Annotated in this window: 23 protein-coding genes; 12 read left to right on the top strand and 11 right to left on the bottom strand. The window is 68.1% G+C overall.

Annotated elements, in window-relative coordinates; translation table 11 throughout:
* Nucleotides 1-56 precede the first annotated feature (56 nt).
* Both AC3B6C_RS23610 and serA read right to left on the bottom strand, forming a co-directional pair.
* Nucleotides 57-1064, bottom strand: a complete 1008-nt coding sequence (locus AC3B6C_RS23610) for a 3-isopropylmalate dehydrogenase (RefSeq protein ID WP_488374333.1) — start codon at nt 1062-1064, stop codon at nt 57-59.
* Nucleotides 1061-2656, bottom strand: coding sequence for a phosphoglycerate dehydrogenase (serA, locus tag AC3B6C_RS23615; protein WP_044508049.1), 1596 nt, complete (start codon nt 2654-2656; stop codon nt 1061-1063). Before serA ends, AC3B6C_RS23610 begins: the two co-directional genes overlap by 4 nt.
* A gap of 342 nt (nt 2657-2998) precedes the next feature.
* On the opposite strand from serA, the gene AC3B6C_RS23620 reads away from it, so the two are divergent.
* Nucleotides 2999-3664, top strand: a complete 666-nt coding sequence (locus AC3B6C_RS23620; RefSeq protein ID WP_010841325.1) for a chymotrypsin family serine protease — start codon at nt 2999-3001, stop codon at nt 3662-3664.
* Nucleotides 3665-3787: 123 nt separating this feature from the next.
* Here AC3B6C_RS23620 and AC3B6C_RS23625 read toward each other — a convergent pair whose 3' ends face one another.
* Nucleotides 3788-4810 carry a LacI family DNA-binding transcriptional regulator gene (locus AC3B6C_RS23625; RefSeq protein WP_055475512.1) on the bottom strand — a complete coding sequence of 341 codons (1023 nt, stop codon included), beginning with the start codon at nt 4808-4810 and terminating at the stop codon, nt 3788-3790.
* Between the two features lie 246 nt (nt 4811-5056).
* Between AC3B6C_RS23625 and AC3B6C_RS23630 the strand changes: the two genes are divergently transcribed.
* From AC3B6C_RS23630 to AC3B6C_RS23655, 6 genes are all read left to right on the top strand, one after another.
* The gene (locus AC3B6C_RS23630; protein ID WP_488374334.1) at nt 5057-6106 is read left to right on the top strand and encodes an asparaginase; all 1050 of its coding nucleotides are present in this window, start codon (nt 5057-5059) and stop codon (nt 6104-6106) included.
* Between the two features lie 3 nt (nt 6107-6109).
* Entirely contained in the window at nt 6110-6988 is an 879-nt protein-coding gene (locus AC3B6C_RS23635; protein WP_488374335.1) for a polysaccharide deacetylase family protein, read from the top strand.
* Between the two features lie 97 nt (nt 6989-7085).
* Nucleotides 7086-8462, top strand: a complete 1377-nt coding sequence (locus tag AC3B6C_RS23640; RefSeq protein ID WP_488374336.1) for an MFS transporter — start codon at nt 7086-7088, stop codon at nt 8460-8462.
* Nucleotides 8459-9223 (top strand): SDR family NAD(P)-dependent oxidoreductase, encoded by a 765-nt coding sequence (locus AC3B6C_RS23645; RefSeq protein ID WP_488374337.1) that lies wholly within the window; start codon nt 8459-8461, stop codon nt 9221-9223. The genes AC3B6C_RS23640 and AC3B6C_RS23645 overlap by 4 nt, the downstream gene beginning before the upstream one ends.
* 27 nt (nt 9224-9250) lie before the next feature.
* Nucleotides 9251-9988 carry an SDR family NAD(P)-dependent oxidoreductase gene (locus tag AC3B6C_RS23650; protein WP_488374338.1) on the top strand — a complete coding sequence of 246 codons (738 nt, stop codon included), beginning with the start codon at nt 9251-9253 and terminating at the stop codon, nt 9986-9988.
* On the top strand, nt 9988-10269 hold the full coding sequence (locus AC3B6C_RS23655; protein ID WP_488374339.1) for a hypothetical protein: 282 nt from the start codon (nt 9988-9990) through the stop codon (nt 10267-10269). The genes AC3B6C_RS23650 and AC3B6C_RS23655 overlap by 1 nt, the downstream gene beginning before the upstream one ends.
* Before the next feature lie 82 nt (nt 10270-10351).
* Here the strand turns inward: AC3B6C_RS23655 and ilvC are convergent, their stop codons facing one another.
* The 3 genes from ilvC to AC3B6C_RS23670 all read right to left on the bottom strand — a co-directional run bounded on the left by ilvC (nt 10352) and on the right by AC3B6C_RS23670 (nt 13946).
* Nucleotides 10352-11365, bottom strand: a complete 1014-nt coding sequence (gene ilvC, locus AC3B6C_RS23660) for a ketol-acid reductoisomerase (protein ID WP_010841326.1) — start codon at nt 11363-11365, stop codon at nt 10352-10354.
* Between the two features lie 116 nt (nt 11366-11481).
* Nucleotides 11482-11985 carry an acetolactate synthase small subunit gene (ilvN, locus tag AC3B6C_RS23665; RefSeq protein ID WP_004019305.1) on the bottom strand — a complete coding sequence of 168 codons (504 nt, stop codon included), beginning with the start codon at nt 11983-11985 and terminating at the stop codon, nt 11482-11484.
* Nucleotides 11982-13946 carry an acetolactate synthase large subunit gene (locus AC3B6C_RS23670; RefSeq protein WP_044506995.1) on the bottom strand — a complete coding sequence of 655 codons (1965 nt, stop codon included), beginning with the start codon at nt 13944-13946 and terminating at the stop codon, nt 11982-11984. The genes ilvN and AC3B6C_RS23670 overlap by 4 nt, the downstream gene beginning before the upstream one ends.
* Nucleotides 13947-14292: 346 nt before the next feature.
* Here AC3B6C_RS23670 and AC3B6C_RS23675 point away from each other — a divergent pair, with 346 nt between their 5' ends.
* The 3 genes from AC3B6C_RS23675 to ilvD all read left to right on the top strand — a co-directional run bounded on the left by AC3B6C_RS23675 (nt 14293) and on the right by ilvD (nt 18334).
* Nucleotides 14293-14772: a PH domain-containing protein gene (locus AC3B6C_RS23675; RefSeq protein ID WP_488374340.1), complete on the top strand. Its 480-nt coding sequence runs from the start codon at nt 14293-14295 to the stop codon at nt 14770-14772.
* A 97-nt stretch (nt 14773-14869) separates the two neighbouring features.
* Complete coding sequence (mgtE, locus tag AC3B6C_RS23680) at nt 14870-16216, top strand: magnesium transporter (RefSeq protein WP_488374341.1); 1347 nt, start codon at nt 14870-14872, stop codon at nt 16214-16216.
* A gap of 273 nt (nt 16217-16489) precedes the next feature.
* Nucleotides 16490-18334: a dihydroxy-acid dehydratase gene (ilvD, locus tag AC3B6C_RS23685; RefSeq protein WP_014927502.1), complete on the top strand. Its 1845-nt coding sequence runs from the start codon at nt 16490-16492 to the stop codon at nt 18332-18334.
* A gap of 69 nt (nt 18335-18403) precedes the next feature.
* Here the strand turns inward: ilvD and AC3B6C_RS23690 are convergent, their stop codons facing one another.
* Nucleotides 18404-19606, bottom strand: a complete 1203-nt coding sequence (locus AC3B6C_RS23690) for a DoxX family protein (protein ID WP_488374342.1) — start codon at nt 19604-19606, stop codon at nt 18404-18406.
* A gap of 107 nt (nt 19607-19713) precedes the next feature.
* Between AC3B6C_RS23690 and AC3B6C_RS23695 the strand changes: the two genes are divergently transcribed.
* Nucleotides 19714-20910 carry a PQQ-dependent sugar dehydrogenase gene (locus AC3B6C_RS23695; protein ID WP_488374343.1) on the top strand — a complete coding sequence of 399 codons (1197 nt, stop codon included), beginning with the start codon at nt 19714-19716 and terminating at the stop codon, nt 20908-20910.
* A gap of 460 nt (nt 20911-21370) precedes the next feature.
* On the opposite strand, the gene gatB is transcribed toward AC3B6C_RS23695, so the two are convergent.
* The gene (gatB, locus tag AC3B6C_RS23700) at nt 21371-22876 is read right to left on the bottom strand and encodes an Asp-tRNA(Asn)/Glu-tRNA(Gln) amidotransferase subunit GatB (RefSeq protein WP_010841333.1); all 1506 of its coding nucleotides are present in this window, start codon (nt 22874-22876) and stop codon (nt 21371-21373) included.
* 133 nt (nt 22877-23009) lie between these two features.
* On the opposite strand from gatB, the gene AC3B6C_RS23705 reads away from it, so the two are divergent.
* Nucleotides 23010-23243: a PspC domain-containing protein gene (locus tag AC3B6C_RS23705; protein ID WP_010841334.1), complete on the top strand. Its 234-nt coding sequence runs from the start codon at nt 23010-23012 to the stop codon at nt 23241-23243.
* Between the two features lie 14 nt (nt 23244-23257).
* Here the strand turns inward: AC3B6C_RS23705 and AC3B6C_RS23710 are convergent, their stop codons facing one another.
* The 3 genes from AC3B6C_RS23710 to AC3B6C_RS23720 all read right to left on the bottom strand — a co-directional run bounded on the left by AC3B6C_RS23710 (nt 23258) and on the right by AC3B6C_RS23720 (nt 26394).
* Nucleotides 23258-24292, bottom strand: a complete 1035-nt coding sequence (locus tag AC3B6C_RS23710; protein ID WP_014927505.1) for a 6-phosphofructokinase — start codon at nt 24290-24292, stop codon at nt 23258-23260.
* 149 nt (nt 24293-24441) lie between these two features.
* On the bottom strand, nt 24442-25092 hold the full coding sequence (locus tag AC3B6C_RS23715) for a response regulator (protein ID WP_010841336.1): 651 nt from the start codon (nt 25090-25092) through the stop codon (nt 24442-24444).
* Between the two features lie 9 nt (nt 25093-25101).
* Complete coding sequence (locus tag AC3B6C_RS23720) at nt 25102-26394, bottom strand: sensor histidine kinase (protein ID WP_488374344.1); 1293 nt, start codon at nt 26392-26394, stop codon at nt 25102-25104.
* Nucleotides 26395-26398: the final 4 nt, after the last annotated feature.

Raw genomic sequence — 26398 nt, forward strand, 5'->3', positions numbered from 1 at the left:
TCCACCAGTCGAGTTGAGGTCTGTCGGTCGCGAGAGTGGTCGGCGCGGGGCCGGAACTACAGCCGCTCGCGGATGCGTGCCCCGATCTCAGCGGTGCCGAACGTGCCGCTGCGGTCGGCGAGGTCGTCGGCGACGGCCTTCTCGATCCGGGCGGCGGCGTCGAGGTCGCCGAGATGCTGGAGCAGGAGTGACACCGACAGGATCGCGGCGGTCGGATCGGCTTTGCCCTGACCGGCGATGTCGGGAGCCGACCCGTGGACGGGCTCGAACATCGACGGGTTGGCACCGGTGGCGTCGATGTTGCCCGACGCGGCCAGTCCGATGCCGCCGCTCACCGCAGCGGCGATGTCGGTGATGATGTCGCCGAACAGGTTGTCGGTGACGATGACGTCGAAGCGTCCGGGATCGGTGACCAGATAGATGGTCGCCGCGTCCACATGGCAGTAGTCGGTCGTCACGTCCGGGAACTCGGCGCCGACCTCGTCGACCGCGCGACTCCACATCGACCCGGCGAAGGTCAGGACGTTGGTCTTGTGGACCAGCGTCAGCTTCTTGCGACGCTGCTGCGCGCGCTGGAAAGCGTTGCGCACCACACGCTCGACGCCGAAGCGGGTGTTGACGCTGACCTCGGTGGCGACCTCGTTCGGGGTGCCGACCCGGATGGCACCGCCATTGCCCGTGTAGGGACCCTCGGTCCCCTCCCGGACCACCACGAAGTCGATGTCGGGGTCACCGGCGAGCGGCGAGGAGACACCGGGGAAACGACGCGACGGGCGCAGGTTGACGTGGTGGTCGAGGGCGAATCGCATGGTGAGGAGCAGCCCGCGCTCCAGCACACCCGACGGCACCGATGGATCTCCGATGGCGCCCAACAGGATTGCGTCGTGACGGCGGAGGGACTCGAGGTCGTCCTCGGTCAGCAGTTCGCCGTTGCGGTGGTAGCGGCGCGCTCCGAGATCGAACTCGGTGGTGCTGACCGACGGAACGACCGCCTCGAGGACGCCGAGCGCCTCCCCGACGACCTCGGGTCCGATGCCGTCGCCGGCGATGACTGCGAGTCTCATGCGAGGTCGACCTGTTCGATGAGGGTTGCCGAGACGGCGTCACCGATCGCGGCGACGACGTCGTCGTCGACGACACTGCTCACGCGCAGCATCATCGTGGCGCCGCCGCCCTCTGCGTCCTGCGACAGGCCGGCGGCGAGGATGTCGACGCCGGCGTTGCCGAGCAGCGTGCCGATCTTGCCCAGCGAACCCGGCTGGTCGGCGTAACTGACGATGAGGTTGTGGCCCTCGGCGCGGAGGTCGAAGTTGCGGCCGTTGATGTTGACGATCTTCTCGACGAGACGCGGCTCGGTGAGGGTGCCCGACACGTTGTGCACCGAACCGTCGGCAAAGACGGCCTTCACGTCGACGACACTGCGGTGGTTGGGGCTGTCCGGTGCGGTGGTCACCTCGCTGGTGACGCCACGGCTCTCGGCGACGGCCGGGGCGTTGACGAACGTGACGGGCTCGTCGAGCACGGCGGAGAACAGGCCACGCAGCGCCGACAGACCGAGCACCTCGACGTTCTTCGCGGCCAGTTCGCCGCGGACATCGACGACCAGCGACGTCGGCGGTTCCTTGCTGATGGCACCGACGAGGACGCCGGCCTTGCGGGCGACCTCGAGCCACGGCGCGACCTCTTCGTCGACGGCGCCGCCGGTGATGTTCACCGCGTCGGGGACGAAGTGTCCGGCCAGCGCGAGCCGCACGCTCTTGGCGACGTCGGTGCCGGCGCGGTCCTGCGCCTCGCTGGTCGACGCACCGAGGTGCGGGGTCACGACGACCTGCGGGAGCTCGAACAGCGGCGAGTCGGTGCAGGGCTCGGTGGCGAAGACGTCGAGTCCGGCGGCGCGGACCTGACCGGAGGTGATCGCGTCGGCGAGGGCCTGTTCGTCGATCAGGCCACCGCGGGCGGCGTTGACGATGACCACGCCCTTCTTGGTCCGGGCGAGCTGCTCGGCGCCGATGAGACCCAGGGTCTCCGGCGTCTTCGGCAGGTGCACGGTGATGAAGTCGGCGCGCTCGAGCAGTTCGTCGAGGCTGACCAGCTCGATGCCCAGCTGGGCCGCGCGGGCGGGCGACACATAGGGGTCGTAGGCGATGATGTGGGTCTCGAAAGCGGCCAGCCGGGCAGCCACGAGCTGACCGATCCGGCCGAGCCCGACGACGCCGACGGTCTTGTCGAAGATCTCGACGCCGTTGAACGACGAACGCTTCCAGGTCTTCTCACGCAGGGTTGCGTCAGCAGCGGGGATCTCACGCGACGCCGACATCAGCAGCGCGATGGCGTGTTCGGCGGCAGTGTGGATGTTCGAGGTCGGGGCGTTGACGACCATGACGCCGCGCTCGGTGGCCGCGGGGACGTCCACGTTGTCCAGACCGACACCCGCCCGGGCGATGATCTTCAGCTTCTTGCCCGCGTCGAGGACCTCGGCGTCCACGGTCGTCGCGGAGCGGACCAGGATGGCGTCGGCGTCGACGACCGCCTCGAGCAACTTGGGACGATCCGGACCGTCGACCCATCGCACCTCGACACCGTCACCGAGTGCTTCCACGGTGGACGGCGCCAGCTTGTCGGCGATGAGTACAACCGGGCGGCCAGCAGAGCTCACAGTCATTTCTCCAGGTTCGGGGAGTGCGGTTTCACGATCGGCGATGCGGAGTGTCGGTGACGACTCCGTACGACAGCTTAAAGGTGTGGTAGGTGCCGCCGAGCACGTGGCCTACCCCGAATTCGGAGTCCTGTCCTCCTGCATCGGTAGAGTGTGACCCGCATTACGGTTACCTTGCATGGAGCATCACGGAAGTGTTGCAAACCGACCGCGGGTCGATCCCACGCAGCCGTGAGCGCCCGGGGGGACCGGTACGGTGTGCTTGCCGCCAGTTTCGAAGTCCCGACGGGTGGCCGAATGCCCGTGACCGAGAACTGGTTGGACCCGAGAAGTGGAGTGCGGATGACGAAGAAGCTGACAGTGCTGTTGGCGGTTTTGGCTGCGACGGTGCTGGCCGGCTGGGGAGGGGGCGTCGCGGTCGCCGCACCGGCGAAGATCTTTCTCGGAGGCGGCTCCGGGATCCTGGTGCTCAAGGGCGGCAATTCGGCGGCGGCCTGCACGATGACCACCATCGGCCGCTCGAAGACCAACAAGCTCATCGGCGTCACCGCGGGACATTGCGGCACACCCGGTCAGAAGGTCTACTCCGAGACCTTCCAGGATCGCGGCCAGGCGGGCACCATCACGTACACCGCTCCCGATCTCGACATGGCGATCATCGAATTCGACGCCTCGCGCGTCGTGCCGCTGCGTACCGTGCGCGGCGTGACGATCCGCTCGGTCGACCCGAAGCCCCTCGCCTTCCCGACGATCGCCTGCAAAGAAGGCCGGACCACCGGCAACACCTGCGGTATCGCCTGGTTCTCCGACGGCGACGTCCACGTCAGCCAGATGTGCGTGATCGAAGGTGACTCCGGCAGCCCGGTCGTCGTCGGCGATCGCCTCGTCGGAATGGTCAACGCCTACTACTTCCTCGGCTGCCTCGGCCCCGAGACCGGTACCAACATCCAGCCGATCCTCAAGCGGATCGCTTCGCTCGACGCCTACCGGGGCTTCCGGGTCGCCTGACGACTCCGAGTCCCACCCCCACCGACGCCCCGGATGATTCTCCTCCGGGGCGTCGTCGTGTTCTGGGGCGTCATCGTGTTCGGTGTCAGCGCGTGCGGTGTCGGAGTGTGGGGAGTTCGCTCGTCAGGCCTCGACAGATGGCTGGCCACCCGTCTGGACGTTCGCGGAGGTACTGCTCGAGCGGACGATCAGTTCGGGCTCGAGCACGACCGACTCGGGTGTCCGGCCACCGATGACCTCGAGCAGCAATCCGACGGCGCGCCTGCCCATCTCGTGCATCGGTGAGCGGATCGTCGTGAGCGGGACGGCGCCGCCCGCGGCGATGGGCGTGTCGTTGTAACCGACGAGTGCGACGTCGTCGGGTACCCGGATCCCGCGATCCCGCAAGGCGCCGAAAGCTCCGATCGCGGCGAAGTCGTTCGTCGCGAAGATGGCATCGGGCACCGGACCGGTCGCGAGCAGCTGTTCGACGGCGGCACGACCGCCGGCCGGGTCGAAGCCCGAATAGACGATTCGGTCGTCCGGGATCTCGACGCCGTGTTCGGCGAACGTGGTCACGATCCCGTTGGTCCGGTCGCGGGCGGTGGAGGCGAACTCCCAGCCGGCGAGTACCGCGACGTCTCGCCGTCCCGTGTCGAGCAGATGTCCCCCGACCAGCCGTCCGCCCTTCACGTCGTCGACCGTCGCCGAGGGATAGTCCCCCGCCGTTCGGGACACGAGTGCGAATTTGATTCCCTGCGAATAGATCTCGTCGAGAAAGTGATGGTCGAGGTGGGCGTCCCCGTAGATCAGGCCATCGACCCGACGGTCGATCATCATGCGGGTACGCGCCCGCTGGTTGTCCGGCTTGTCCAGCGAGTTGGTGACGAACGTAGACAGACCAGACTCGTAGGCCGCCTCCTCGATTCCCTCGTAGATGGTGGCGAGGACGTAGTCCTGTAGCCGGGGCACGAGCACCCCGATCAATCCCGAGCGCCGTGTGCGGAGACTCGACGCCTGCGGGTTCGGCGAGTAGTCGTGCTCGGCCGCGAACGCGCGGATCCGGGCGACCGTCTCGGACGAACCCCAACGGAGCGCGGCGTCACCAGGCGTGTTGAGCACACGGGACACGGTCGACGGGCTCACCCCGAGTTCGGTCGCGATCATGCGGAGCGTCAGCGGTCCCTGTGCCGGCCCCTCTGCTGGCTTTCTCAACCCGGCCCTCTCTCGTCGGTGGCCCACAGCGTACCCAACGCGTTGTGTTACGTCGCGATTTACACAAACGTTTGGCGGACGTTACACAAACGATTGCGACAAACGTTTGTCTCGTGGTTCACTTCACGTCATGCACGTCACAGTCCTCACCTTCGCCCCCGATGCCGGGAGCCCCACCCCGTCGCCGAGCCGTAGCCGATGACGCGGATCGCAGTCATCGCCACGGGGGGCACGATCGCGTCCGAGGCGACCGACGCCGGAGTGGTGGCCACCCGGACCGCCGCGCGGCTGGTCGAACACGCGGGCCTCGACGACGTCGAGGTCGAGACCGTCGATCTGATGACGGTCGGGTCCTACCGGCTGACGCTCGGACACCTGCGGCAGATCAGTGACGCGGTCGCAACACTTCTCGCGCGATCCACGGAACCGGTCGACGGCGTGGTGATCACGCACGGAACAGACACGATGGAGGAAACCGCGATCCTTCTCGACCTCGTCCACGACGATCCCCGCCCCGTCGTCCTGACGGGAGCCCAACGGGCCGGAGACACCGCCGACGGCGACGGTCCGGGCAATCTCACCGACGCAGTCCGCGTCGCCGCGTCGCCGGCCGCCCGCGACCGTGGGGTCATGATCGTCTTCGCCGGGCAGATCATCCCCGCCCGTGGGGCACGAAAGATCCACACGATCGCACTCGACGCGTTCCGCTCTGTCGTCTCTCCGCCATCTGGCACCGTGGCGAACGGCCGGGTGTGCTTCGGGCACTCGGCGCCGAGGCCCGACCCGCTGCCGCGCCCAGGGGCTGCGTTCGACGACACGCGCGTCGACCTCGTCGACGTCTATCCCGGTGCGGACGACGCGCTGCTGCGCGCGGCCGCGAACTGCGGCGCCGCCGGAATCGTGCTGGCCGGCACCGGAATCGGCAACGGCAACCCGGACATCGTCGAAGCCGCGGCCGATCTCGTCGGAGACGGCCTCGCTCTCGTCCTGTCCACCCGCGTACCGGCCGGCCCCGTCCGCGGTGTCTACGGCAACGGCGGCGGCGCCGACCTGGTCGCCGCCGGCGTCCCACCCGTCTCCGGCCTACCCGCGACCCAGGCACGAATCCTGTTGGCGCTGTTGCTGTCCACCGGTCTCACCCGTACGGAGTCGCTCACCGAGCTGATCTCGACCTACGCCGACCTGGCATCGGCCGACAACCACACCGATCACCATCCCACCACTCGCCACACCACCAAGGAGGACTGAACAATGGCCAAGGAAATCTTCGTAGCCTTCGGAATCGACGTCGACGCGGTCGGCGGCTGGCTCGGCTCGTACGGGGGCGAGAACTCGCCCGGGGACATCTCGCGGGGTGTCTTCGCGGGCGAGGTCGGTGTCCCCCGCCTCAACAACCTGCTCGCGAAATACGACCTCCCGGCGACCTGGTTCTGGCCGGGGCACTCGGTCGAGACATTCCCCGAACAGTTCGATCAGGTCGTCGCCGCAGGACACGAGATCGGTCTGCACGGCTACAGTCACGAGAACCCGATCGCGATGACACGCGAGCAGGAGTCGGAGATCCTCGATCACTGCATCGATCTGATCAGCAATCGAACCGGCAAGCGGCCCACCGGATATGTAGCACCGTGGTGGGAGTTCAGCAAGGTCACCAACGAGCTGCTCGTCGAGCGCGGGATCACCTACGACCACTCGCTGATGCACCGTGACTTCGAGCCGTACTACGTCCGTGTCGGTGACTCGTGGACCCCCATCGACTACGACAAGCCGGCGGCGGAATGGATGAAGCCTCTCGTCCGCGGCGAGGAGACCGACCTCGTCGAGATCCCGGCGAGCTGGTACCTCGACGACCTGCCCCCGATGATGTTCATCAAGGGCAGCCCGAACAGCCACGGCTTCGTCAACCCGCGGCACATCGAAGAGATGTGGCGCGATCAGTTCGACTGGGTCTACCGCGAGAGTGACTATGCGGTCTTCACCTTCACCATCCACCCGGATGTCTCCGGCCGCCCGCAGGTCCTGCTCATGCTCGAGCGATTGATCGAGCACATCAATTCACACGACGGCGTCCGCTGGGCGAACTTCGACACCATCGCCGAGGACTTCAAGAAGCGGTCACCCCGACTCTGACGTCTGCCCGGGGCGACGTCCCCGTTGCCCACCCATCGCCGACCCGACGACGCGCCGGCACCTCATCGACATCACCATCGAGCAAGAGAGCACGACAATGACTCACGAGAACACCGCCACCCCAACGGGGTTCCGGCGCGTCACCGGGACAGAGACCCGGCGCGCCTCGGGGATTGCCTTCTTCGCCTGGACGATCGCGGTCTACGACTTCATCCTCTTCGGGACGCTCCTGCCGCGAATCGAGGAATCGTTCGGCTGGACGACCAGTTACGCGCTGCTGGTCTCGACGCTCGTCAGCGTCGGCACGGCCATCGTGGTCCTCCTCGTCGGCCCGCTGGTCGACAAGGTCGGCCGTCGCAAGGGCATGATCATCTCCGTCGGCGGCACGGCTGCGTCATCGGCCGCCACCGCGGCGACGTTCGGCGCGGCCTCACTGATCGGCGTCCGCGCGATCAGCGGACTCGGGCTCGCCGAACAATCGGTCAACGCGACCTATCTCAACGAGCTCTACGAGCTCACCGAGGACGACAAGATCAAGAAGCGACGAGGATTCGTCTACTCGATGGTGCAGACCGGGTGGCCCGCGGGTGCACTTCTCGCCGCCGGATTCGTCGCCGTGGTCACCGCGATCTTCGGTGCCGACTCGTGGCGAATCGCCTTCCTCTTGGCGACCATTCCGGCCATCATCGTCGCGCTGGTGTGCCGAAAGCTCAAGGAGAGCCCGCAGTTCGAGGCCCAACACGCCGTCAAGCAGCTCCGCAAGGCCGGGAAGCACGACGAGGCGGACGCTCTCGCCGCCGCCACCGCGACGGTCGAGCAGACCGCGGCACCGTTCAAGCGGATCTTCACGGGTAAGCACCTGCGCAACACGGTCGTTCTCTCGCTCGCCTGGCTGCTGAACTGGTTCGCGATCCAGACCTTCTCGGTCCTGGGCACCACGGTGCTCGAGAAGGGCAAGGGTATCGACGCCTCGAGCACCCTGATCCTCGTCGTGCTCTCGAACCTGGTCGCCGTCGCCGGCTACCTCGCCCACGGGTGGGCCGGTGACCGCTTCGGTCGCCGCAACACCATCGCGGTGGGGTGGCTGCTGTCGGGGCTGTTCTTCGGCGCGATGCTGCTGGGACCCTCGAGCCAGATCTTCGTTCTGGTGACCTACATGATGGGGTTGTTCTTCCTCCTCGGGCCCTACGCCGCGATCATGTTCTTCCAGGCGGAGTGCTTCGACACCGATTGCCGCGCAACCGGAAGTGCGTTCATCGGCGCGATGTCGCAACCTGGAGCGATCATCTCGGGCTTCATCCTCACCGGGCTCACGGCCGCATCCATCGGATACTCCACCGCCGCACTGTGGGTCGGTGCGCTCGGCGCGATCGTCTCGGCCGTGGTGGTGTTGTTCGCGCGCAAGGTCGCCGACGCGCCTCCGTCCGCAGGTGTGTCGGCGGGCCCGACGACGACCGCGGGGGCCCAGGCATGAGCGAGCAATCCGTCGCGATGATCACCGGTGCGGCCTCCGGTATCGGTGCCGCCACCGCGGTGTGCCTCGCCGAACGCGGTGTGCGGGTGGGCATCGGGACGTTCCCGGGCGATCCCCACGACCCGGAGTCGACCCTGCGGGATGTCAGCGACGCGGGAGGACAGGGACGGATCGTCGAAGTGGACGTCCGGTCGACCGAGTCGGTGGATGCCTTCGCCGACGAACTCGTGGCGACGTGGGGGCGTCTCGACATCGCCGTCGCCAACGCGGGAATCCTGCGCGAAGCGTCCTTCGACTCGATCACCGACGACCAGTGGCACGACATGATGGACGTCGACCTGCACGGGGTGATGCGGACCGCACGCGCCGGATTGCGCCACATGACCGCAGGCGGATCGGTGACCGTGATCTCGTCGATCGCCGGCGGTGTCTACGGGTGGCAGGATCACGCGCACTATGCGACCGCCAAGGCCGGGGTGATCGGCCTCGCGCGCAGTCTCGCCGTCGAATACGGACCCCGGGCCATCCGCGCGAACGCGATCATCCCCGGGCTCATCCGCACCCCGCAGTCGAGCGACGCCGTCAATTCTCTGGGACCCGAAGGGCTCGACCGGGCCGGGGGTTACATCCCGTGGGGCCGGGTCGGTGATCCGCGGGAGGTCGCCGAGGTCATCGCCTTCCTGTCCAGTCCGCAGGCGTCCTATGTCAGCGGCCAGGCGATCGTGGTGGACGGCGCGCTGACCACTGCGATGCGCGACTGAACGAACATCTGAGAGAGAGGATCCGACATGACCGGAGTACTACCGGGCAGGCGCGCCCTGGTGACCGGTGCAGCATCGGGGATCGGTCGCGCGATCGCCGCGGCCTACGTCGCCGAGGGCGCCGTGGTGACACTGGCCGATCGCGACCACCGGGTGAGCGCGGTGGCCGACGAGATCGGGGCCCGGCGTGGTGTCGTCCTGGACGCGACGTCCGAGCCCGAAGTCGACGCCCTGATCGGGCGCGTCGTCGATGAGGACGGCGGACTCGACATCCTCGTCTGCTCGCACGGCATCCTCACCCAGTCGCCCACCGTGGACATGCCGACCGAATTGTGGCGCGAGACCGTCGACATCGATCTCACCAGCGTCTTCCTGTGCAATCGGGCGGCGCTGCGACCGATGCTGGACCAGGGTGCCGGCCGCATCATCAACGTGGCGTCGCAGCTCGCCATCAAAGGCGGTGTCTCACTGGCGCATTACGCCGCGGCGAAGGCAGGTGTCATTGCCATGTCGAAGTCGATCGCCCTCGAGACCGCCGGACGCGGCGTGCTGGTGAACGCCATCGCTCCCGGTCCGGTCGACACCCCGATGGTGGAGGGCATCGACGACGAGTGGAAGCACAGCAAACGCGCCGAGCTGCCACTCGGCCGGTTCGGGCGACCGGAGGAGATCGCCCCGGCCGCGGTGCTTCTGGCCTCCGATCCGGGCGGCAATCTGTTCGTCGGTCAGGTCCTCGGCCCCAACTCGGGCGACGTGATGCCCTGATGTGCGGGGGCTGCGCCGGGGCACCCCCGGATTGGGCCGCCGAGTTCGTGAGCGGTCCGCGCCGACGCGCCCAGGTGGCGCGCCGGATGTCGGAGGTGCTGCGCCGGCACACGGTGCGCCCGATCCCGTCGGGATGGGTCGTCGCCTCCCTCACGGGGTCGGCGACCGTGTGCCGTACCTACGACGAGCTCGTCGCCGCGGTGTCGAGACACTCCGGACTCGACATCGCCGCGGTACGGGACCGTGGTCGGCCCGCGGCCGAGCGCGAACGGATCGAGTGAGCGAAGGTCGTCCGGGCAAAACTCTCCCCCGACAGCAGAACGGGCCCGCACCTTTCGGTGCGGGCCCGCTTGTCGTTGCGACTCAGGCGGTCTCGGTGATCGGGCGATCCACCCAGCTCATCAGGTCGCGCAGCTTCTTGCCGGTGACCTCGATCGGGTGCTCGGCGTTCTCCTTGCGCAGACCCTCGAGCTCCTTGTTGCCGCCCTCGACGTTGGCGACGAGGCGCTTGACGAAGGTGCCGTCCTGGATGTCGGTGAGGATGCCGCGCATGCGCTCCTTGGTGTCGGCGTCGATGACCCGCGGGCCCGACACGTATCCGCCGAACTCGGCGGTGTCGGAGACCGAGTAGTTCATGCGGGCGATGCCGCCCTCGTACATGAGGTCGACGATGAGCTTGAGCTCGTGCAGCACCTCGAAGTAGGCCATCTCCGGGGCGTAACCCGCCTCGACCATGACCTCGAAGCCGGTCTTGACCAGTTCCTCGGTGCCGCCGCACAGCACGGCCTGCTCGCCGAAGAGGTCGGTCTCGGTCTCTTCCTTGAAGGTGGTCTTGATGATTCCGGCACGACCACCGCCGATGGCGCTGGCGTAGCTCAAAGCGAGTGCCTGACCCTCGCCCTTGGGATCCTGGTGGACGGCGATGAGCGCGGGAACGCCCTTGCCGTCGACGAACTGGCGACGCACGAGGTGGCCGGGGCCCTTGGGGGCGACCATCGCGACGGTCACGTTCTCCGGCGCCTTGATGAGGCCGAAGTGGATGTTGAGGCCGTGGCCGAAGAACAGCGCGTTGCCGTCCTGCAGGTTCGGCTCGATGTCCTCGGTGAAGATCGAGGCCTGCGAGGTGTCGGGCGCCAGGACCATGATCACGTCGGCCCATGCGGCGGCTTCGGAGGCGGTGAGCACCTTGAGGCCCTGCTCCTCGGCCTTGGCCTTGGACTTGGAGCCCTCGCGCAGGCCGATCACGACATCGACGCCGGAATCGCGCAGCGACAGCGAATGCGCATGGCCCTGGCTGCCGTAGCCGATCACCGCGACCTTGCGACCCTGGATGATCGACAGATCCGCGTCGTCGTCGTAGAACAGTTCGATGGCCACTATGTTTCCCTTCGATATGTGGTGTCCTCGGTGGATTTCGGAATCCGCCGGGGACGTAATTCTCTTGTCGCTCATCGCCGGTGCTCAGATGCACACGACGACAGCGGGATTCTCTGTCAGCGGTTGGCCGACATGCTCTTCGGTCCTCGACCGAGGGTCACCGCACCCGATTGCGCGATCTCCCGGATTCCATACGGATCGAGCATCCGCAGAAGTGCTTCGAGCTTTTCCGACGTACCCGTGGCCTCGATGGTGAGCGACTCGGGCGAGACGTCGATGACCTTGGCGCGGAACAGATTCACGACCTCGATGACCTCGGTGCGCACCGTCGAGTCCGAGCGCACCTTGACCATCATCAGCTCGCGCGAGACCGAACTCCCCGGGTCCTGCTCGACGATCTTGATCACGTTGATCAGCTTGTTGAGCTGCTTGGTGACCTGCTCGAGCGGGAAGTCCTCCACCGAGACCATGATCGTCATCCGGGAGATGCCCTTGAGTTCGGTGGGGCCGACAGCGAGCGACTCGATGTTGAACCCGCGCCGCGAGAACAACGCCGAGATGCGCGCCAGGACGCCGGGCCGGTCTTCGACCAGGACGCTGAGGGTATGGGTGGTGCTCACTGCTCGTCCTTCTCGGTTGCGCGGTCGGCCGGTGCGTTCTCGACCGTCTGATGGCCGTCCATCGTCTGGTGGATCTCCACCGGACCCGACGCCGACTCCTCGTCGTCGAACAGCGGCCGGATGTTGCGTGCGGCCATGATCTCGTCGTTGCCGGTGCCGGCGGCGACCATCGGCCAGACCTGGGCGTCCTTGCCGACGATGAAGTCGATGACCACCGGACGGTCGTTGATCTCCCGGGCCTTCGCGATCACCTCGTCGACGTCTTCTTCGCGTTCGACGCGGAATGCCACGCAGCCCAGCGCCTCCGAGAGCTTGACGAAGTCCGGGATCATCCGCGAGTGGGTCGACAGATCGGTGTTCGAGTACCGCTCCTCGTAGAAGAGCGTCTGCCACTGACGAACCATGCCCAGGTTGCCGTTGTTGATCAGCGCCACCTTGATCGGGATTCCCTCGATCGCGCAGGTCGCGAGTTCCTGATTGGTCATCTGGAAGCAGCCGTCACCGTCGATCGCCCACACCTCGGCGTCGGGGTCGGCGGCCTTGGCGCCCATGGCGGCGGGCACCGCGTAGCCCATCGTGCCCAGACCGCCGGAGTTGAGCCACGTGCGCGGCTTCTCGTAGGAGATGAACTGCGCGGCCCACATCTGGTGCTGGCCGACGCCCGCGCAGTACACCGCGTCCGGTCCGGCGGCCTTGCCGAGGGCCTGGATGACGAACTCCGGCGACATCGAACCGTCGGTCTGACGGTCGTAGCTCAGCGGGTAGGTCCGCCGCAGGTTGTCGAGGTAGGACCACCACTGCGAGATGTCGGGAGTCGAGCCGCTGGTCGCCCGCTCGTCGCGCAGGGCCTCGGTGAGCTCCTCGATGACCGCCTTGCAGTCACCGACGATCGGCACGTCGACGGGCCGGTTCTTGCCGATCTCCGCAGGGTCGATGTCGGCGTGGATGACCTTCGCGTTCGGCGCGAACGACGACAGCTGGCCGGTGACCCGGTCGTCGAAGCGCGCTCCCAGGGTGATCAGCAGGTCGCTGCGCTGCAGACCCGCGACCGCCGCCACCGTGCCGTGCATGCCCGGCATGCCCAGGTGCTGCTGGTGACTGTCGGGGAACGCGCCGCGCGCCATCAGAGTCGTGACCACCGGGATACCGGTGAGCTCGGCCAGTTCGAGCAGTTCCGCCGACGCGTTCGCCTTGATGACACCGCCGCCGACGTAGAGCACCGGCGACGTCGCGGCGTTGATCAGGCGGGCCGCCTCGCGAACCTGCTTGCCGTGCGGCTTGGTGACCGGACGGTAGCCGGGCAGGTCGATCTGCGGCGGCCACGAGAACGTGGTCTGCGCCTGCAGGATGTCCTTGGGGATGTCGACCAGGACCGCGCCGGGACGACCGCTCTCGGCGATGTGGAACGCCTCCGCGATGGTCTTCGGGATGTCGATCGCCCGGCTGACCAGGAAGTTGTGCTTGGTGACCGGCATGGTGATACCGGAGATGTCGGCTTCCTGGAACGCGTCGGTGCCGATCAGCGCGCGTCCGACCTGGCCGGTGATCGCGACGACGGGCACCGAATCCATCTGGGCGTCGGCAAGCGGGGTCACCAGGTTGGTGGCACCGGGACCGGACGTGGCCATCATGACGCCTGCGCGTCCGGCGACCTGGGCGTACCCGGTCGCGGCGTGGCCGGCGCCCTGCTCGTGACGGACGAGGACGTGCCGGACCTTTTGTGAGTCCAGGAGCGGGTCGTAGACCGGCAGGACCGCGCCACCCGGAATGCCGAAGACGACCTCGACACCGAGTTCCTCGAGGGAACGAACCACAGACTGGGCGCCGCTGACGCGCTCGGGCGCAACGGTGTGCTGGTTTACCGCACGGAGGTTGCCCGCCGCCGGAGACTGCTGCCGCAGTCCTGCGTTACGCGACGGCTCGGTGCGGCCGGCGTCGGTGCGTGCTGTTGGTGCGCTCACTGCACGATCCTCATCTTGGTTGTGGAATCCGATATCGGTGATGGAAGTACCTGGCATGAAAAAACCCCCGACAGCTTCCGCTGTTCGAGGGTGGCGCGTCGATGCCGGTTGGGGGTCTGCGAGTGACCGGTCAGGCGAAGACGCGCCAGCCGATTACTACGAGGATCCCGTTCTGCATCACGCGTTCACGGTAGGACTGTGTTCGGTTCTGAGTCAAACTCCGGACCATGCCGTCCCACACTGTGGGAACGCACAGGTCGTGCCGGTCGCTTCCGCAGTGCCCATCGGGTCCGGCGCGACGAACCCGTCGACAGGGAGACTCCGACGAGGTTGGCACAATGGACGAGTGCCGACAGATTCCACCGACCCCGCAGACCCGAAGACCGCCACGACAGACCCGAAGACCAGCACGGCCCCGGCCGACGACGACGTCACGTTCGACTACCCGGTGACGTTCCGTATCAACCGGATCGCCTACTTCACGGTCCCGATGGTCGCCCTGGTGGTCGTGCTGCTGGTCGGCGCCTCTCCGTGGTTCACCTTCGCCCTGGTCGTGCCGGTGGTGCTGTGGCTGTGGATCCACCGGCTGCGGACCGTGGTCACCGAGAACGGCCTGCGCGCCGTCCGGATGTTCTCCACGACCGAGATCGCCTGGCCGGAGGTCGCGGGGCTGCAGTTCCCGAAATGGAGTTCGGTGCGGGCGGTGCTGACCGACGGCAGTCGAGTCCGTCTGCCCGCCATCGGTTTCCGCGATCTCCCGGCGTTGTCGATCGTCAGCGGCGGTCGAATCCCGGACCCCTTCGAGGCGGCCCGTTCCGCCGAATAGTCGTCGGCGGCACGCGCGATCGGAGAGCACCGCCGCGCCTTCTTCTGATCTCGTCACCTCATCTCGTCGCCCGGCGTGGCGGCGATAGAGTGCGGCCGTGGAGCACGCCCGAACACTCGACGCCGGTGAACTCGACGAACTGATCTCGGCAGGACGCCTCGCAGACGCCGGGACGATGCTGTCCACGCTGCCGGCGGGCGACATCGCCGCCCTGCTCGACCGGCTCCCCCACAAATCCCGCGGGGTCGCGTTCCGCCTGCTGGCCAAGGAACTCGCGGTCGAGGTGTTCGACGACCTGTCCGCCGGCTCACAGCGCCGCCTCATCGACGATCTCGGAACCGCCGAGGTGGCCGCCGCCTTCGACCGTCTCGACCCCGACGACCGCGCCGAGTTGCTGGACGAGCTGCCCGCGGGAGTCGCCAAGTCGCTGATCCAGCAACTCTCCCCCGCCGAACGCGACATGACCGCCGTCGTCCTCGGCTATCCGAGAGGTTCGGTGGGGCGCCGGATGAGCCCCGAGTTCGTCCACGCACGCGAGGACGAATCGGCCGGCGACGCCCTGGCTCGCGTGCGCGAACGCGGACACGCCGCGGAGACGATCTACACCGTCCCCGTCCTCGACGGGTCCCGTTCCCTGTGCGGTGTGGTCAGCCTGCGCGATCTCCTCCTGGCCGATCCCGCCGACTCCGTCCGCGACCTGATGAACAAACCGATGTTCGCGCATGCCGACGACGATGCCGAGGCCACCGCGCAGCGGTGCGTGGACCGCGGAATTCTCGCGATGCCGGTCGTCGACAACGACCGGCGCCTGGTCGGGGTCCTGACCATCGACGACGCCGTCGAAGTCGTCGAGCAGGCCCGCGACACCGACGAGGCTCGGGCCGGCGCGCGCGAACCGCTCCGCGATCCCTACCTGTTCGCCTCCATCCTGTCGATCACCCGAGCCCGGATCGTGTGGCTGTTCGTCCTCGCGGTGTCGGCCATCCTCACCGTCAACGTCCTGGAGATCTTCGAGGGCACCCTCGAACAGCGGGTCGCGCTGGCCCTGTTCATCCCCCTGCTCACCGGGATCGGCGGCAACACCGGTTCGCAGGCGGCGACGACCGTGACCCGCGCACTCGCCACCGAGGAGGTCGCCCCACGCGACGTCGCCCGCGTCGCCGCCAAGGAGGTCCGCGTCGGACTGACCATGGGCGCACTGCTCGGACTGGCCGGCTTCACCGTCGCCGCACTCGTGTACGGCCTCGACATCGGTGTGGTCATCGGTCTGACGATCCTGTCGGTGTGCGCGCTGGCCGCGACCGTGGGCGGCGTGATGCCGCTGGTCGCGAAGTCCATCCGCGTCGATCCCGCGGTCTTCTCCACCCCGTTCATCTCCACGTTCTGCGACGCCACCGGGCTCCTCGTCTACTTCTCGATCGCCAAAGCGGTGCTGGGGATCTGACACCGCCGCGACGCGGCGCCGGCGAGGTCGTGCCGTGCACGTCCGAATCGTTTTGTTCCCCCATGTCACGGCGGAGTAGCCTGACTTCTCGGCGCTCCCCCACGCCCACCCTCAGCGAGGCGGCGCCCGTCAACACAGCCTCGTCCCGGCCACAGCCCGTGGGAAACAACACCCGGGGTCGCGGTGTTGAGCCGAAGAGTCCGGCGCCGGTCCGTCATCGCACGTCCGATCGCGCCGGGCCCACCCGAGCCACACGATCGATTCGAGGAAGCCATGCCTGCCCTGAGGTCACGCACCACCACCGTCGGCCGTGAAGCCGCCGGCGCCCGCTCCCTGTGGCGCGCCACCGGGATGACCGACGACGATTTCGGCAAGCCGATCGTGGCGATCGCCAACTCCTACACCCAGTTCGTGCCGGGGCACGTGCATCTGAAGGATGTCGGCGACATCGTGGCCGAGGCCGTGCGGGCCGCCGGTGGCGTGCCTCGCGAGTTCCACACCATCGCCGTCGACGACGGCATCGCGATGGGTCACGGCGGCATGCTCTACTCGCTGCCCAGTCGCGAGATCATCGCCGACTCCGTCGAATACATGGTCAACGCCCACACCGCGGACGCGCTCGTGTGTATCTCGAACTGCGACAAGATCACCCCGGGCATGCTCAATGCCGCGATGCGCCTGAACATCCCGACCGTGTTCGTCTCGGGCGGACCGATGGAGGCCGGCAAGGCCGTCGTCGTCGGCGATGTCGCGCACCCGTCGTCGGATCTGATCACCACCATCTCCGCGTCGGCCAACAGCGACGTCGACGATGCGGGCCTGAGCGAGGTCGAGGCGGCGGCATGCCCGACCTGCGGATCGTGTTCGGGCATGTTCACCGCCAACTCGATGAACTGCCTGACCGAGGCGCTCGGGCTCGCCCTGCCCGGCAACGGCTCGACCCTGGCCACGCACGAGGCACGTCGCGCCCTGTTCCGCCGCGCCGGCACCGTCGTCGTCGACGCCGCGACGCGCTGGTACCGCGACGACGACGCGTCGGTGCTCCCGCGGAACATCGCGACGCCGACCGCCTTCCGTAACGCCATGGCACTCGACGTCGCGATGGGCGGCTCGACCAACACCGTTCTGCACATCCTCGCCGCCGCGCAGGAGGGCGAGGTCGCCGACTTCGACCTCACGGTCATCGACGAGATCAGCCGGAACGTCCCGTGCCTCTCGAAGGTCTCGCCGAACTCCGACTACCACATGGAGGACGTTCACCGGGCAGGCGGAATCCCGGCCATCCTCGGCGAATTGCGGCGCGCGGGTCTGCTCGACGACACCGCCTCGACCGTCCACACCCCGACGATGGCCCAGGCGCTCGACGATTGGGACATCCGCGGCGGCAAGGCGATCGACGAGGCCGTCGAACTCTTCCACGCAGCACCGGGCGGCGTCCGCACCACCACCCCGTTCTCGACGGCCAACCGGTGGAGTTCGCTCGACACCGACGCCGAGGGCGGATGCATCCGAGACCTCGAGCACGCCTACACCGTCGAGGGCGGGTTGTGCGTGCTCCGCGGCAACCTCGCGCCCGACGGGGCGGTCCTGAAGACCGCGGGCATCGACGAGGACCTGTGGCACTTCGAGGGCCCGGCCCGCGTCGTCGAGAGCCAGGAGGACGCCGTCCAGGTCATCCTGTCCAAGACCATCCAGGCCGGCGAGGTCCTCGTGGTGCGTTACGAGGGTCCCGCGGGCGGCCCCGGAATGCAGGAGATGCTCCACCCGACGGCCTTCATGAAGGGCACCGGGATGGGCAAGAAGTGCGCCCTCATCACCGACGGCCGGTTCTCCGGCGGATCGTCGGGTCTGTCGGTCGGCCACATGTCTCCCGAAGCCGCGTCGGGTGGTGCCATCGGGCTCGTCGAGGACGGCGACCGGATCCTCATCGATGTCAAGACCCGCCGTCTCGAGGTCCTCGTCGACGACGACGTGCTCGCTGAGCGCCGCGCCAAGATGGAGGCCTCCGAGCGTCCGTGGCAGCCGAAGGACCGCCAGCGCACGGTCACCACCGCGCTGCGCGCCTATGCCAAGCTCGCAACGTCGGCCGACCGCGGCGCGGTGCGTCAGGTCGACTGACCCCTCACCACAGAATGCGGGGTACGTGTCGGAATCCGACACGTACCCCGCATTCGTTGTCCGCTCGGGTCACACCAGTGGATTGCTGCCGTTCGCGAGCACCCAGACCGCGACGGCCGCGGCCGCGCCGACGATGAGCCAGAGGAACGAGCCGACGAACGGCCGCCGCGCCCAGCCTCGGGGATAGTCGAGTGAGTACAGACCCGGTCCGGTCAGGATGACGACCGCCGCGGCCACCGCGAGGAAGAGCTCGAACTCGACTCCGCCGGCAGCGGCGAAGAACGAGAAGCCGTCCGCCATCGACATCTTGAAGGCCGCGGCGACGAGCATCGTGCCGAGGATCGCCGACGCCCCGATCGGCGTCAGGAGGCCGAGGATCACCATGAGTCCGCCGATCGTCTCCGACAGGGCGCCGACGATCGCGAGGATCTGCGCATAGTCGGCGGTGAACCCGGCGTCGACGAGCATCGACTCGAATCCGCTGAGTCGCGGGCCGTTCCACAGTCCGAAGAGCTTCTGCAGCCCGTGGGCTCCGACCAGACCGCCGAGCGCGACGCGCAGTACCAGCAGACCCAGGTCGATCGTGCCGCGCCGCGACTTCGCGAGGGCCTCCTCCAGGTCGTCGTCGGCCGCCGCGTCCGGCCGGACGTCGGTGTCGTCGTCGGTTCGGCGACGGCCTAACCGACGACGCGCGCGAGGCTCGTCGTCCAACACCTCGGTGGCCGCCGACTCGTCGCGGGCACGGGTGCGGGATGACGCATCGTCGTCGTCATCGAGGAAGTCGTAGCGCGCGGTGCCGGCCGGCGGGAGGGCGGGCTCAGGGGTGGTGATCGCGTCGTCCGCGGGCGGCACGCGCGCGGGCCCGGGAGGCTTCGCGAACTGGACGGTCTCGAAATCGTCGTCCGCCGGCGCTGCCGGGCCCGTGGCCGGTGCGGCGGAGCGTGGGGGCGGTGCGGCAGGACTCGAGGTCGTCGGCGGACCCGCGGCGGCGGGACGGGTCTCCACGTCGCCGGGATCGAGGTCGTCGAGGTCGTCCACTCGTGAATAGGGCGCCGGGGACCGCCGGGCGTGCCGGTTGTAGAAGTCGTCGCGGTCGGTCACCGCCGGTGGTGTCGGCGGACCGGCCTCGGGACGCGCGGCCCCCGGGCCGGTGCCCGCGCCGGGCACTCCACCCCCGGTACCCGGGACCGGAATCTGTCCGGTCGGTTCGTCGTAGGGACTCGTCGCCGGTGTGTCGCGCCCGCTGGTGCCCGACGTGTCGCGTTCGCTCACACGCCCGACTCTAGAGGCTCGCGCACCGCGGCCCTCGCACCCCGGCGGGGTGAGTCGGGGCACCACGCTCGGGCACCACGAGCCGGGGCACCACTACTGTGGACGCCATGTGGAAGGGGCGCCCGACGGGCACGCGCGGTCATGCCGGCCGGACGAGTTCACCCGCCTCGGCGGATCGACGGGTACGGGTTCGGTGGCGCACCCTGCTGACGGTGCTGACCGCGGTGGTCGTCCTGGTCGGCGGCTGTGCGGATTTCACCGCGCAGGACAACCAGCGCGAGGCCGGCGCGTTCAGCCCCAACAACCGGCCGAGCGGCCAGCCCGAGCCGACTCCGCCCCCCGAGACCCCTCGGGAGACACAGCCGCCGCCGACCGGCCCGTGCGTCGACCCCGACCCCGCAGTCATCGCCACGTGCCTCGCGTCGACCGGCGGTGTGATGCCCGGCGACGAGCAGGGCGAGGTGACGGTCGTCGCCGAACGCACGACCGGAAAGATCCTCACCACCAAGCGCTACGGTCCCGCCCGGACCCTGGGCGAGGCGCCGGTCGACGCGTCCGGTGACGGCGGTCTGATCGATTTCGCCTTCTCCCCCACCTACTCCCAGGACCGGTTGATCTACGCCTACATCACGACCCCGTCGGACAATCGGATCGTCCGCCTGGCGCCGGGTGACGTGCCCAAGCCGATCCTCACCGGCATCCCGAAGGGCGCCACCGGGAACATGGGCGCGATGTACTTCCGGTCGCCGACCGAACTCGTGGTCGCCACCGGCAACGCCGGGAATCCCGCGGCCGCCGACGATCCGTCTTCGCTTGCCGGCAAGGTGCTGCTGGTCACCTCGTTCACCTCGGGCGCGAGTCCCCGTCCGGCGATCCTCGCATCCGGGTTCGGGTCCACGGTGTCGTTGTGCCCCAACGCTTCCACCGGGACCGTCTACGTCGCCGACCAGACGGCCACCGAGGATCGCGTGCAGGTGCTCGAAGAAGGTGGACCCAAGGTGCTGTGGACCTGGCCCGACCGGCCACAGATCGCCGGGTGCGGTGTCGCCGCCGGCAGCATCTTCGTGTCGACGACGCGCACCCAGCGCATCGAGGCCATCAACGAGCCGACGCGTGAGGAGCCGACGATCACCGCACCGGCCGTCGTGCTCGAACGCCGGTACGGCGCACTCGGCCGGATGGCCGCGCTGCCCAACGGGTTGCTGCAGGTGGCGACCGTCAACAAAGAAGTGGGGACACCGAAGCCCACCGACGACCGCGTGTTCCGCTTCCTGCCCGCCGGGGGCGGCAACGACCGGACGTGACGCTCGGCTCTCAGTACCGCGGACCCGCACACCCTCTGTCCCCGAGGTGCGAGGTGCGAGAAGCTATAGCGGCCCCAACCGCTCCCCGAGGTGCGAGCGAAGCGGCCCCAACCGCTCCCTGAGGTGCGAGCGAAGCGCCCCCATTGCTCCCTGAGGTGCGAGCGAAGCGAGCCACGAAGGGCTCCGAAACTTGCGTCACCAGGCCCTTCGTGGCTCGTCGCTATCGCTCCTCGCACCTCAGGGAGCAAAGGACCTGCAGCTCACTCGAATCAGGGAGCAAAGGACCTGCAGCTCACTCGAATCAGGGAGCAAAGGACCTGCAGCTCACTCGAATCAGGGAGCAAAGGACCTGCAGCTCACTCGAATCAGGGAGCAAAGGACCTGTAGCTCATTCGGATCAGGGAGCGGGGTGACGCTCGCAAGCTCGCTCCTCAGGGAGCGGGAGTTCTGCGGTCAGCCGTCAGGAACAGGCCGCGATGACCAGTTCTTTGACGCGAGCCGGGTCTGCTTGTCCGCGAGTCGCTTTCATGACATCGCCGACGATCTTGCCGGCGGCCTGGACTTTTCCGCCGCGGATCTTCTCGGCGATGTCGGGGTTCGCGGCGAGGGCGTCGTCGACGGCCTTCTGGAGAGCGGAGTCGTCGCGAACCACCTCGAGACCGCGGTCGGCGACGATCTGCGCGGGTTCACCCGCACCGTCGAGGACGGCGGTCGCGACCTGCTGCGCGAGCTTGGTGGTGAGCTTGCCCTCGTCGACCATCCCGATGATCTCGGCGACCTGGCCGGGCGTGATGGGCAGGTCGGCTAGTTCGACTCCACGCGAGTTCGCTTGCTGCGCAAGGAAGGACACCCACCATCCGCGTGCGGCCTCGGGTGATGCCCCGGCGTCGACGGTGGCGATGATGAGGTCGACCGCGCCGACGTTGACGAGGTCGCGCATCACCTCGTCGGACACTCCCCACTCCTCCTGGATGCGGGCACGACGCAGCCACGGCAGTTCCGGCAGGGTCGCTCGGAGTTCCTCGATCCACGCCGAGTCCGGCTGCACCGGCGGCAGATCCGGCTCCGGGAAGTAGCGGTAGTCCTCCGCGGTCTCCTTGCGACGGCCGGCCGAGGTGGTGCCGTCGGTCTCGTGGAAGTGCCGCGTCTCCTGGACGATCTCACCCCCGGCCCGCAGGATGGCGCCCTGGCGGCGCATCTCGTAACGGACGGCCACCTCGACGCTCTTGAGCGAGTTGACGTTCTTGGTCTCGGTGCGGGTGCCGAACTCGGTGGCGTCCTTCGTCTTCAGCGACAGATTGACGTCACAGCGCATCGACCCCTGGTCCATGCGCACGTCCGACACGTCCAGCGATTTGAGCAGATCACGCAGCGCCGACACATACGCCCTGGCGACCTCCGGCGCACGTTCCCCGGCGCCCTCGATGGGCCGCGTGACGATCTCGACGAGCGGCACGCCGGCGCGGTTGTAGTCGAGCAGCGAGTGACTGGCCCCGTGGATCCGGCCCGTGGACCCGCCGATGTGCAGAGACTTTCCGGTGTCCTCCTCCATGTGGGCGCGCTCGATCTCCACCCGCCATGTGGTGCCGTCACCGAGCACGACGTCGAGGAAACCGTCGTAGGCGATCGGCTCGTCGTACTGCGAGATCTGGTAGTTCTTCGGCTGATCCGGGTAGAAGTAGTTCTTCCGCGCGAAGACACTCGACGGCCGGATGGCGCAGTTGAGTGCCAGGCCGATGCGGATCGCGGACTCGATGGCCTTGGCGTTGGCGACCGGGAGCGAGCCGGGGAGGCCGATGCACACCGGGCAGACCTGGGTGTTGGGGTCGGCGCCGAACTCGGTGGGGCACCCGCAGAACATCTTGGTCGCGGTGCCCAGCTCGACGTGCACCTCGAGGCCCATCACCGGATCGAAACCGGCGAGGACGTCGTCGTAGTCCAACAGGTCGACGGCTGCGGAAGTCATGGCAGTCAGTTTATGCGGCGATATCCCAGGGGCACGTTCAGGGTGATCACCGATGCCGGAAAGGTGCGCCCGCTCGTAGCGTCGACGACATCGACGGACAACGTCGCAACGGACGCCCACCCAGGAGGACGAGATGACCACCCCACAACCCGCCTACACCGGCCCACGCCTGATGCGTTCACGCACCAATTCCTGGCTGGGCGGTGTGTGCGGCGGCATCGCCGAACGCTGGGGCTGGGACCCGACCCTCGTCCGCGTCCTGTTCATCCTGTCGATGCTGCTGCCGGGACCCCAGGTGCTGCTCTACCTGGCACTCTGGATCATCATCCCGCGCGAGCCCGCCGCGACGGCCGCGCCCGTCGCCTGACGCGGCCACCGAGCTCAACCGAAGATGACCCGGATCTCCTTGTACTGATCCAGCGGCACGGTCTTCAGTTCGCCGAGCGCCTCGTCGAAGGTGATCCGCGCGATCTCGGTGCCGTGCAGGGCGACCATCTGCCCCCAGCCCTTCTCGGCGACGAGGTCGGCGGTCGCCATCCCCATCCGTGTCGCCAGGACCCGGTCGTAGGCCGACGGCACCCCGCCGCGCTGGATGTGCCCGAGAACGGTGGCGCGGGTCTCGATGCCGGTCCGCTCCTCGATGAGCGGGGCGAGCACCTCGGCCACACCGCCGAGCCGGGGACGGTTGAAGCCGTCGAGGCCCTTGGTGGAGTGGGCCTCCTTCATCTCCGGGAGGGTGAAGCCCTCGGCGACGACGACCATCGGTGAACGGCCGCGCGACTTGACGCTGGTGACCCAGGCGCAGATCTGGTCGAGGCTCTCCGGATTCTCCGGAATCAGGATCACGTGCGCGCCGCCCGCGATCCCGGAGTGCAGGGCGATCCAGCCGGCGTGGCGGCCCATCACCTCGAGCACCATGCACCGCTTGTGCGAATTGCCGGTGGTGCGAAGCCGGTCGATGGCCTCGGTGGCGATCTCCACGGCCGTATTGAACCCGAACGTGTAGTCGGTCGCGGCGATGTCGTTGTCGATGGTCTTGGGAACCCCGACGATGTTGATGCCGTCGTCGAACAGTCTCTTCGACGCCGCCGCGGTGCCCTCCCCGCCGATCGCGATCACGCCGTCGATCTCGAGGTTCTTCAGAACCTTCTTGATGTTCTCGGGTCCGCCGTCGGGTTCGGAGTAGGGACCGAACCGGCTCGTGCCCAGGATGGTGCCGCCCTGATTGGACAGGCCGCGTACCGTCGACCGGTTCAGTTCGACGATGTCGCCGTAGACGAGTCCGGCCCAGCCGTCCCGGAACCCGACGAACTCGTGGCCGTACACGGTCTCACCTTTGAGCACTGCGCCGCGGATCACCGCGTTCAGTCCGGGGCAGTCTCCCCCGGACGTCAGAATGCCGAACCTCTTGGCCATCTGGTGAGACCACCCTCCCTGTCGTCATCCGTCGAACCTGCATCATCTCCGGAGCCTTGACGTCATCTCCGGGGACACGGCCGGTGCCGAGCACGCGGCACGAACATCCCCAATCTAGTGCCCCGGTGAGCCGGGCGCTGGCCGCGAAATCACTTGATGCCGTTCTCGTAGGCGAACACGACCGCCTGGGCTCGGTCCCGGAGTCGGAGTTTGTTCAGGAGGCTGCTCACGTGCGTCTTGACCGTCTGTTCGGTGACGAACAGGTCGGCACCGATCTCTGCGTTGGACTTGCCGTCCGCCACCAGATCGAGGACCTCGCGTTCCCTCGGGGTCAGGGTGTCGAGCTTGTCGTCCCGCGACGGTCGACGACGGTTGGCGGTGACCTCGGTGATCAGGCGCCGCGTGATCGACGGCGCCAGCAACGCCTCGCCCGCGGCCACCACCCGCACCGCCCGCACCAGCTCGTCGGCGGGTGCGTCCTTGAGCAGGAAGCCCGAGGCACCGATCCGCAGGGCTTCGTACACGTAGTCGTCGATGTCGAAGGTCGTGAGCATCAGCACACGCGTGGGCGGTTCCGACGACGACGAGAGGATCTGTTCGGCCGCCCACAAACCGTCCTTGCGCGGCATGCGCACGTCCATCAGGACGACGTCGGGACGGACGCGGCGACACACCTCGACGGCCTCGACCCCGTCGGCGGCGTCGCCGAGGACCGAGAGATCGGGCTGCGCGGCGAGCAGAGCCGAAAAGCCCTGACGCACCATGGCCTGGTCATCTGCGATGACTACGGTGATCGGCACGCCGTTACGCTACCGTCGTCGCGACCGCGGCTCACCGGAACCCGACGAGGTCACGATCGGCTCGGGAACGACGACCTCACGTCGCGGCGACGCCGGGATTCGGGCGCGTACCTCGAATCCCCCGGCCGGGGTCGGCGAGGCGACGAGCGAACCGCCCACTGCCTGAGCACGATCGATCATCCCGGGGATACCCACACCACTCCCACCGATCTGCAGCGGCTCGGCGGTCGCGGCAGTGTTGACGACGGCGACGTCGACGAGGCCGTCGTCGGTCCGCGACACCTCGACGTCCACGCGTCCGCCGGGGGCGTGTCGGGTCGCGTTGGCCAGCGACTCCTGCACGATTCGATAGATCACCAGGGCAGCCGATTCACCGACCTCGTCCCCGTCGACGTCGAGTACGAGCGCGACCTCGGCGCCGGCGCGTCGTGTCTCGGCGACCAGCGAATCGAGTTCGCCCAGGCCCGGATTCGGTGCCGGCGAGGCGTCCGTACCCTCGACGCGCAGGACCCCGAGCAGTTGCCGGACCTCATCGAGGGACGTACGTGCCGCGTCGGCGATCGCGTCGAATTCCGCTGCGGCCGAGGGACTCACATCCGGCAGGCGATATCTCGCGGTCTGCGACATCACCACCACCATCGACATCCGGTGGGCGACCACGTCGTGCAGGTCCCGGGCGATGCGTGCCCGCTCCTGGAGGACGGCTGCCTCTGCTTCGGCGGCCTCGGTCTGCTCGGTGCGAACCGCCAGCTGCCGGCGGGAGGCCATCAGGCCGCGCAACAACGCGACCACGACCGCGAGCACGGAGATCCCGAAGACCCACCCGACGCGCGCGGTCGGCTGCACGGCGAACGCGATGACGATGGAGGTCGAGACCCAGACCACCGGAATCCACCGCAGCGGGCACTTGAGAAAGGCCATGAACGTGAGGACCAGCAGTTCGATGAGATGGGTCACCTGGATCGTCAGCTCCCACGTACCCCGAACCGGGACGACGATGCCGATCAGTTGCGCGGAGACCACCGAGATCGCCCATCCCAGCAGCGGGGCCGACCACGCGAGGGCGATCGGCAGGGCGGCGAAGGCGGCGACCACGGGAAGCACGAACACCGGCATGGAGTGGGTGATGGGCAGTGTCGGCCAGGCGACCGAGTACATGACGAGCGCCACGAACAGGAAGAACCAGTTCAGGCGCGACGAGAAGTAGTGCCGCACCGCGGGGTCCTGGGCCACGGGTGCGGTCGACACCCATTCCAGTGAGGACGCCCCCACCGCGCGGAGCTTCTTGCGGTATCCGAACATGCAC

It is taken from the genome of Gordonia sp. 11cp (assembly GCF_057767225.1).

Coding starts and splice junctions, on each gene's coding strand:
- AC3B6C_RS23610 (WP_488374333.1), bottom strand. CDS start 1,064: ATGAGACTCGCAGTCATCGCCGGCGACGGCATCGGACCCGAGGTCGTC.
- AC3B6C_RS23710 (WP_014927505.1), bottom strand. CDS start 24,292: ATGGCCAAGAGGTTCGGCATTCTGACGTCCGGGGGAGACTGCCCCGGA.
- AC3B6C_RS23645 (WP_488374337.1), top strand. CDS start 8,459: ATGAGCGAGCAATCCGTCGCGATGATCACCGGTGCGGCCTCCGGTATC.
- gatB (WP_010841333.1), bottom strand. CDS start 22,876: ATGACTTCCGCAGCCGTCGACCTGTTGGACTACGACGACGTCCTCGCC.
- AC3B6C_RS23635 (WP_488374335.1), top strand. CDS start 6,110: ATGGCCAAGGAAATCTTCGTAGCCTTCGGAATCGACGTCGACGCGGTC.
- AC3B6C_RS23625 (WP_055475512.1), bottom strand. CDS start 4,810: ATGATCGCGACCGAACTCGGGGTGAGCCCGTCGACCGTGTCCCGTGTG.
- ilvD (WP_014927502.1), top strand. CDS start 16,490: ATGCCTGCCCTGAGGTCACGCACCACCACCGTCGGCCGTGAAGCCGCC.
- AC3B6C_RS23650 (WP_488374338.1), top strand. CDS start 9,251: ATGACCGGAGTACTACCGGGCAGGCGCGCCCTGGTGACCGGTGCAGCA.
- AC3B6C_RS23705 (WP_010841334.1), top strand. CDS start 23,010: ATGACCACCCCACAACCCGCCTACACCGGCCCACGCCTGATGCGTTCA.
- AC3B6C_RS23720 (WP_488374344.1), bottom strand. CDS start 26,394: ATGTTCGGATACCGCAAGAAGCTCCGCGCGGTGGGGGCGTCCTCACTG.
- AC3B6C_RS23695 (WP_488374343.1), top strand. CDS start 19,714: ATGTGGAAGGGGCGCCCGACGGGCACGCGCGGTCATGCCGGCCGGACG.
- AC3B6C_RS23620 (WP_010841325.1), top strand. CDS start 2,999: ATGACGAAGAAGCTGACAGTGCTGTTGGCGGTTTTGGCTGCGACGGTG.
- AC3B6C_RS23630 (WP_488374334.1), top strand. CDS start 5,057: ATGACGCGGATCGCAGTCATCGCCACGGGGGGCACGATCGCGTCCGAG.
- AC3B6C_RS23655 (WP_488374339.1), top strand. CDS start 9,988: ATGTGCGGGGGCTGCGCCGGGGCACCCCCGGATTGGGCCGCCGAGTTC.
- AC3B6C_RS23640 (WP_488374336.1), top strand. CDS start 7,086: ATGACTCACGAGAACACCGCCACCCCAACGGGGTTCCGGCGCGTCACC.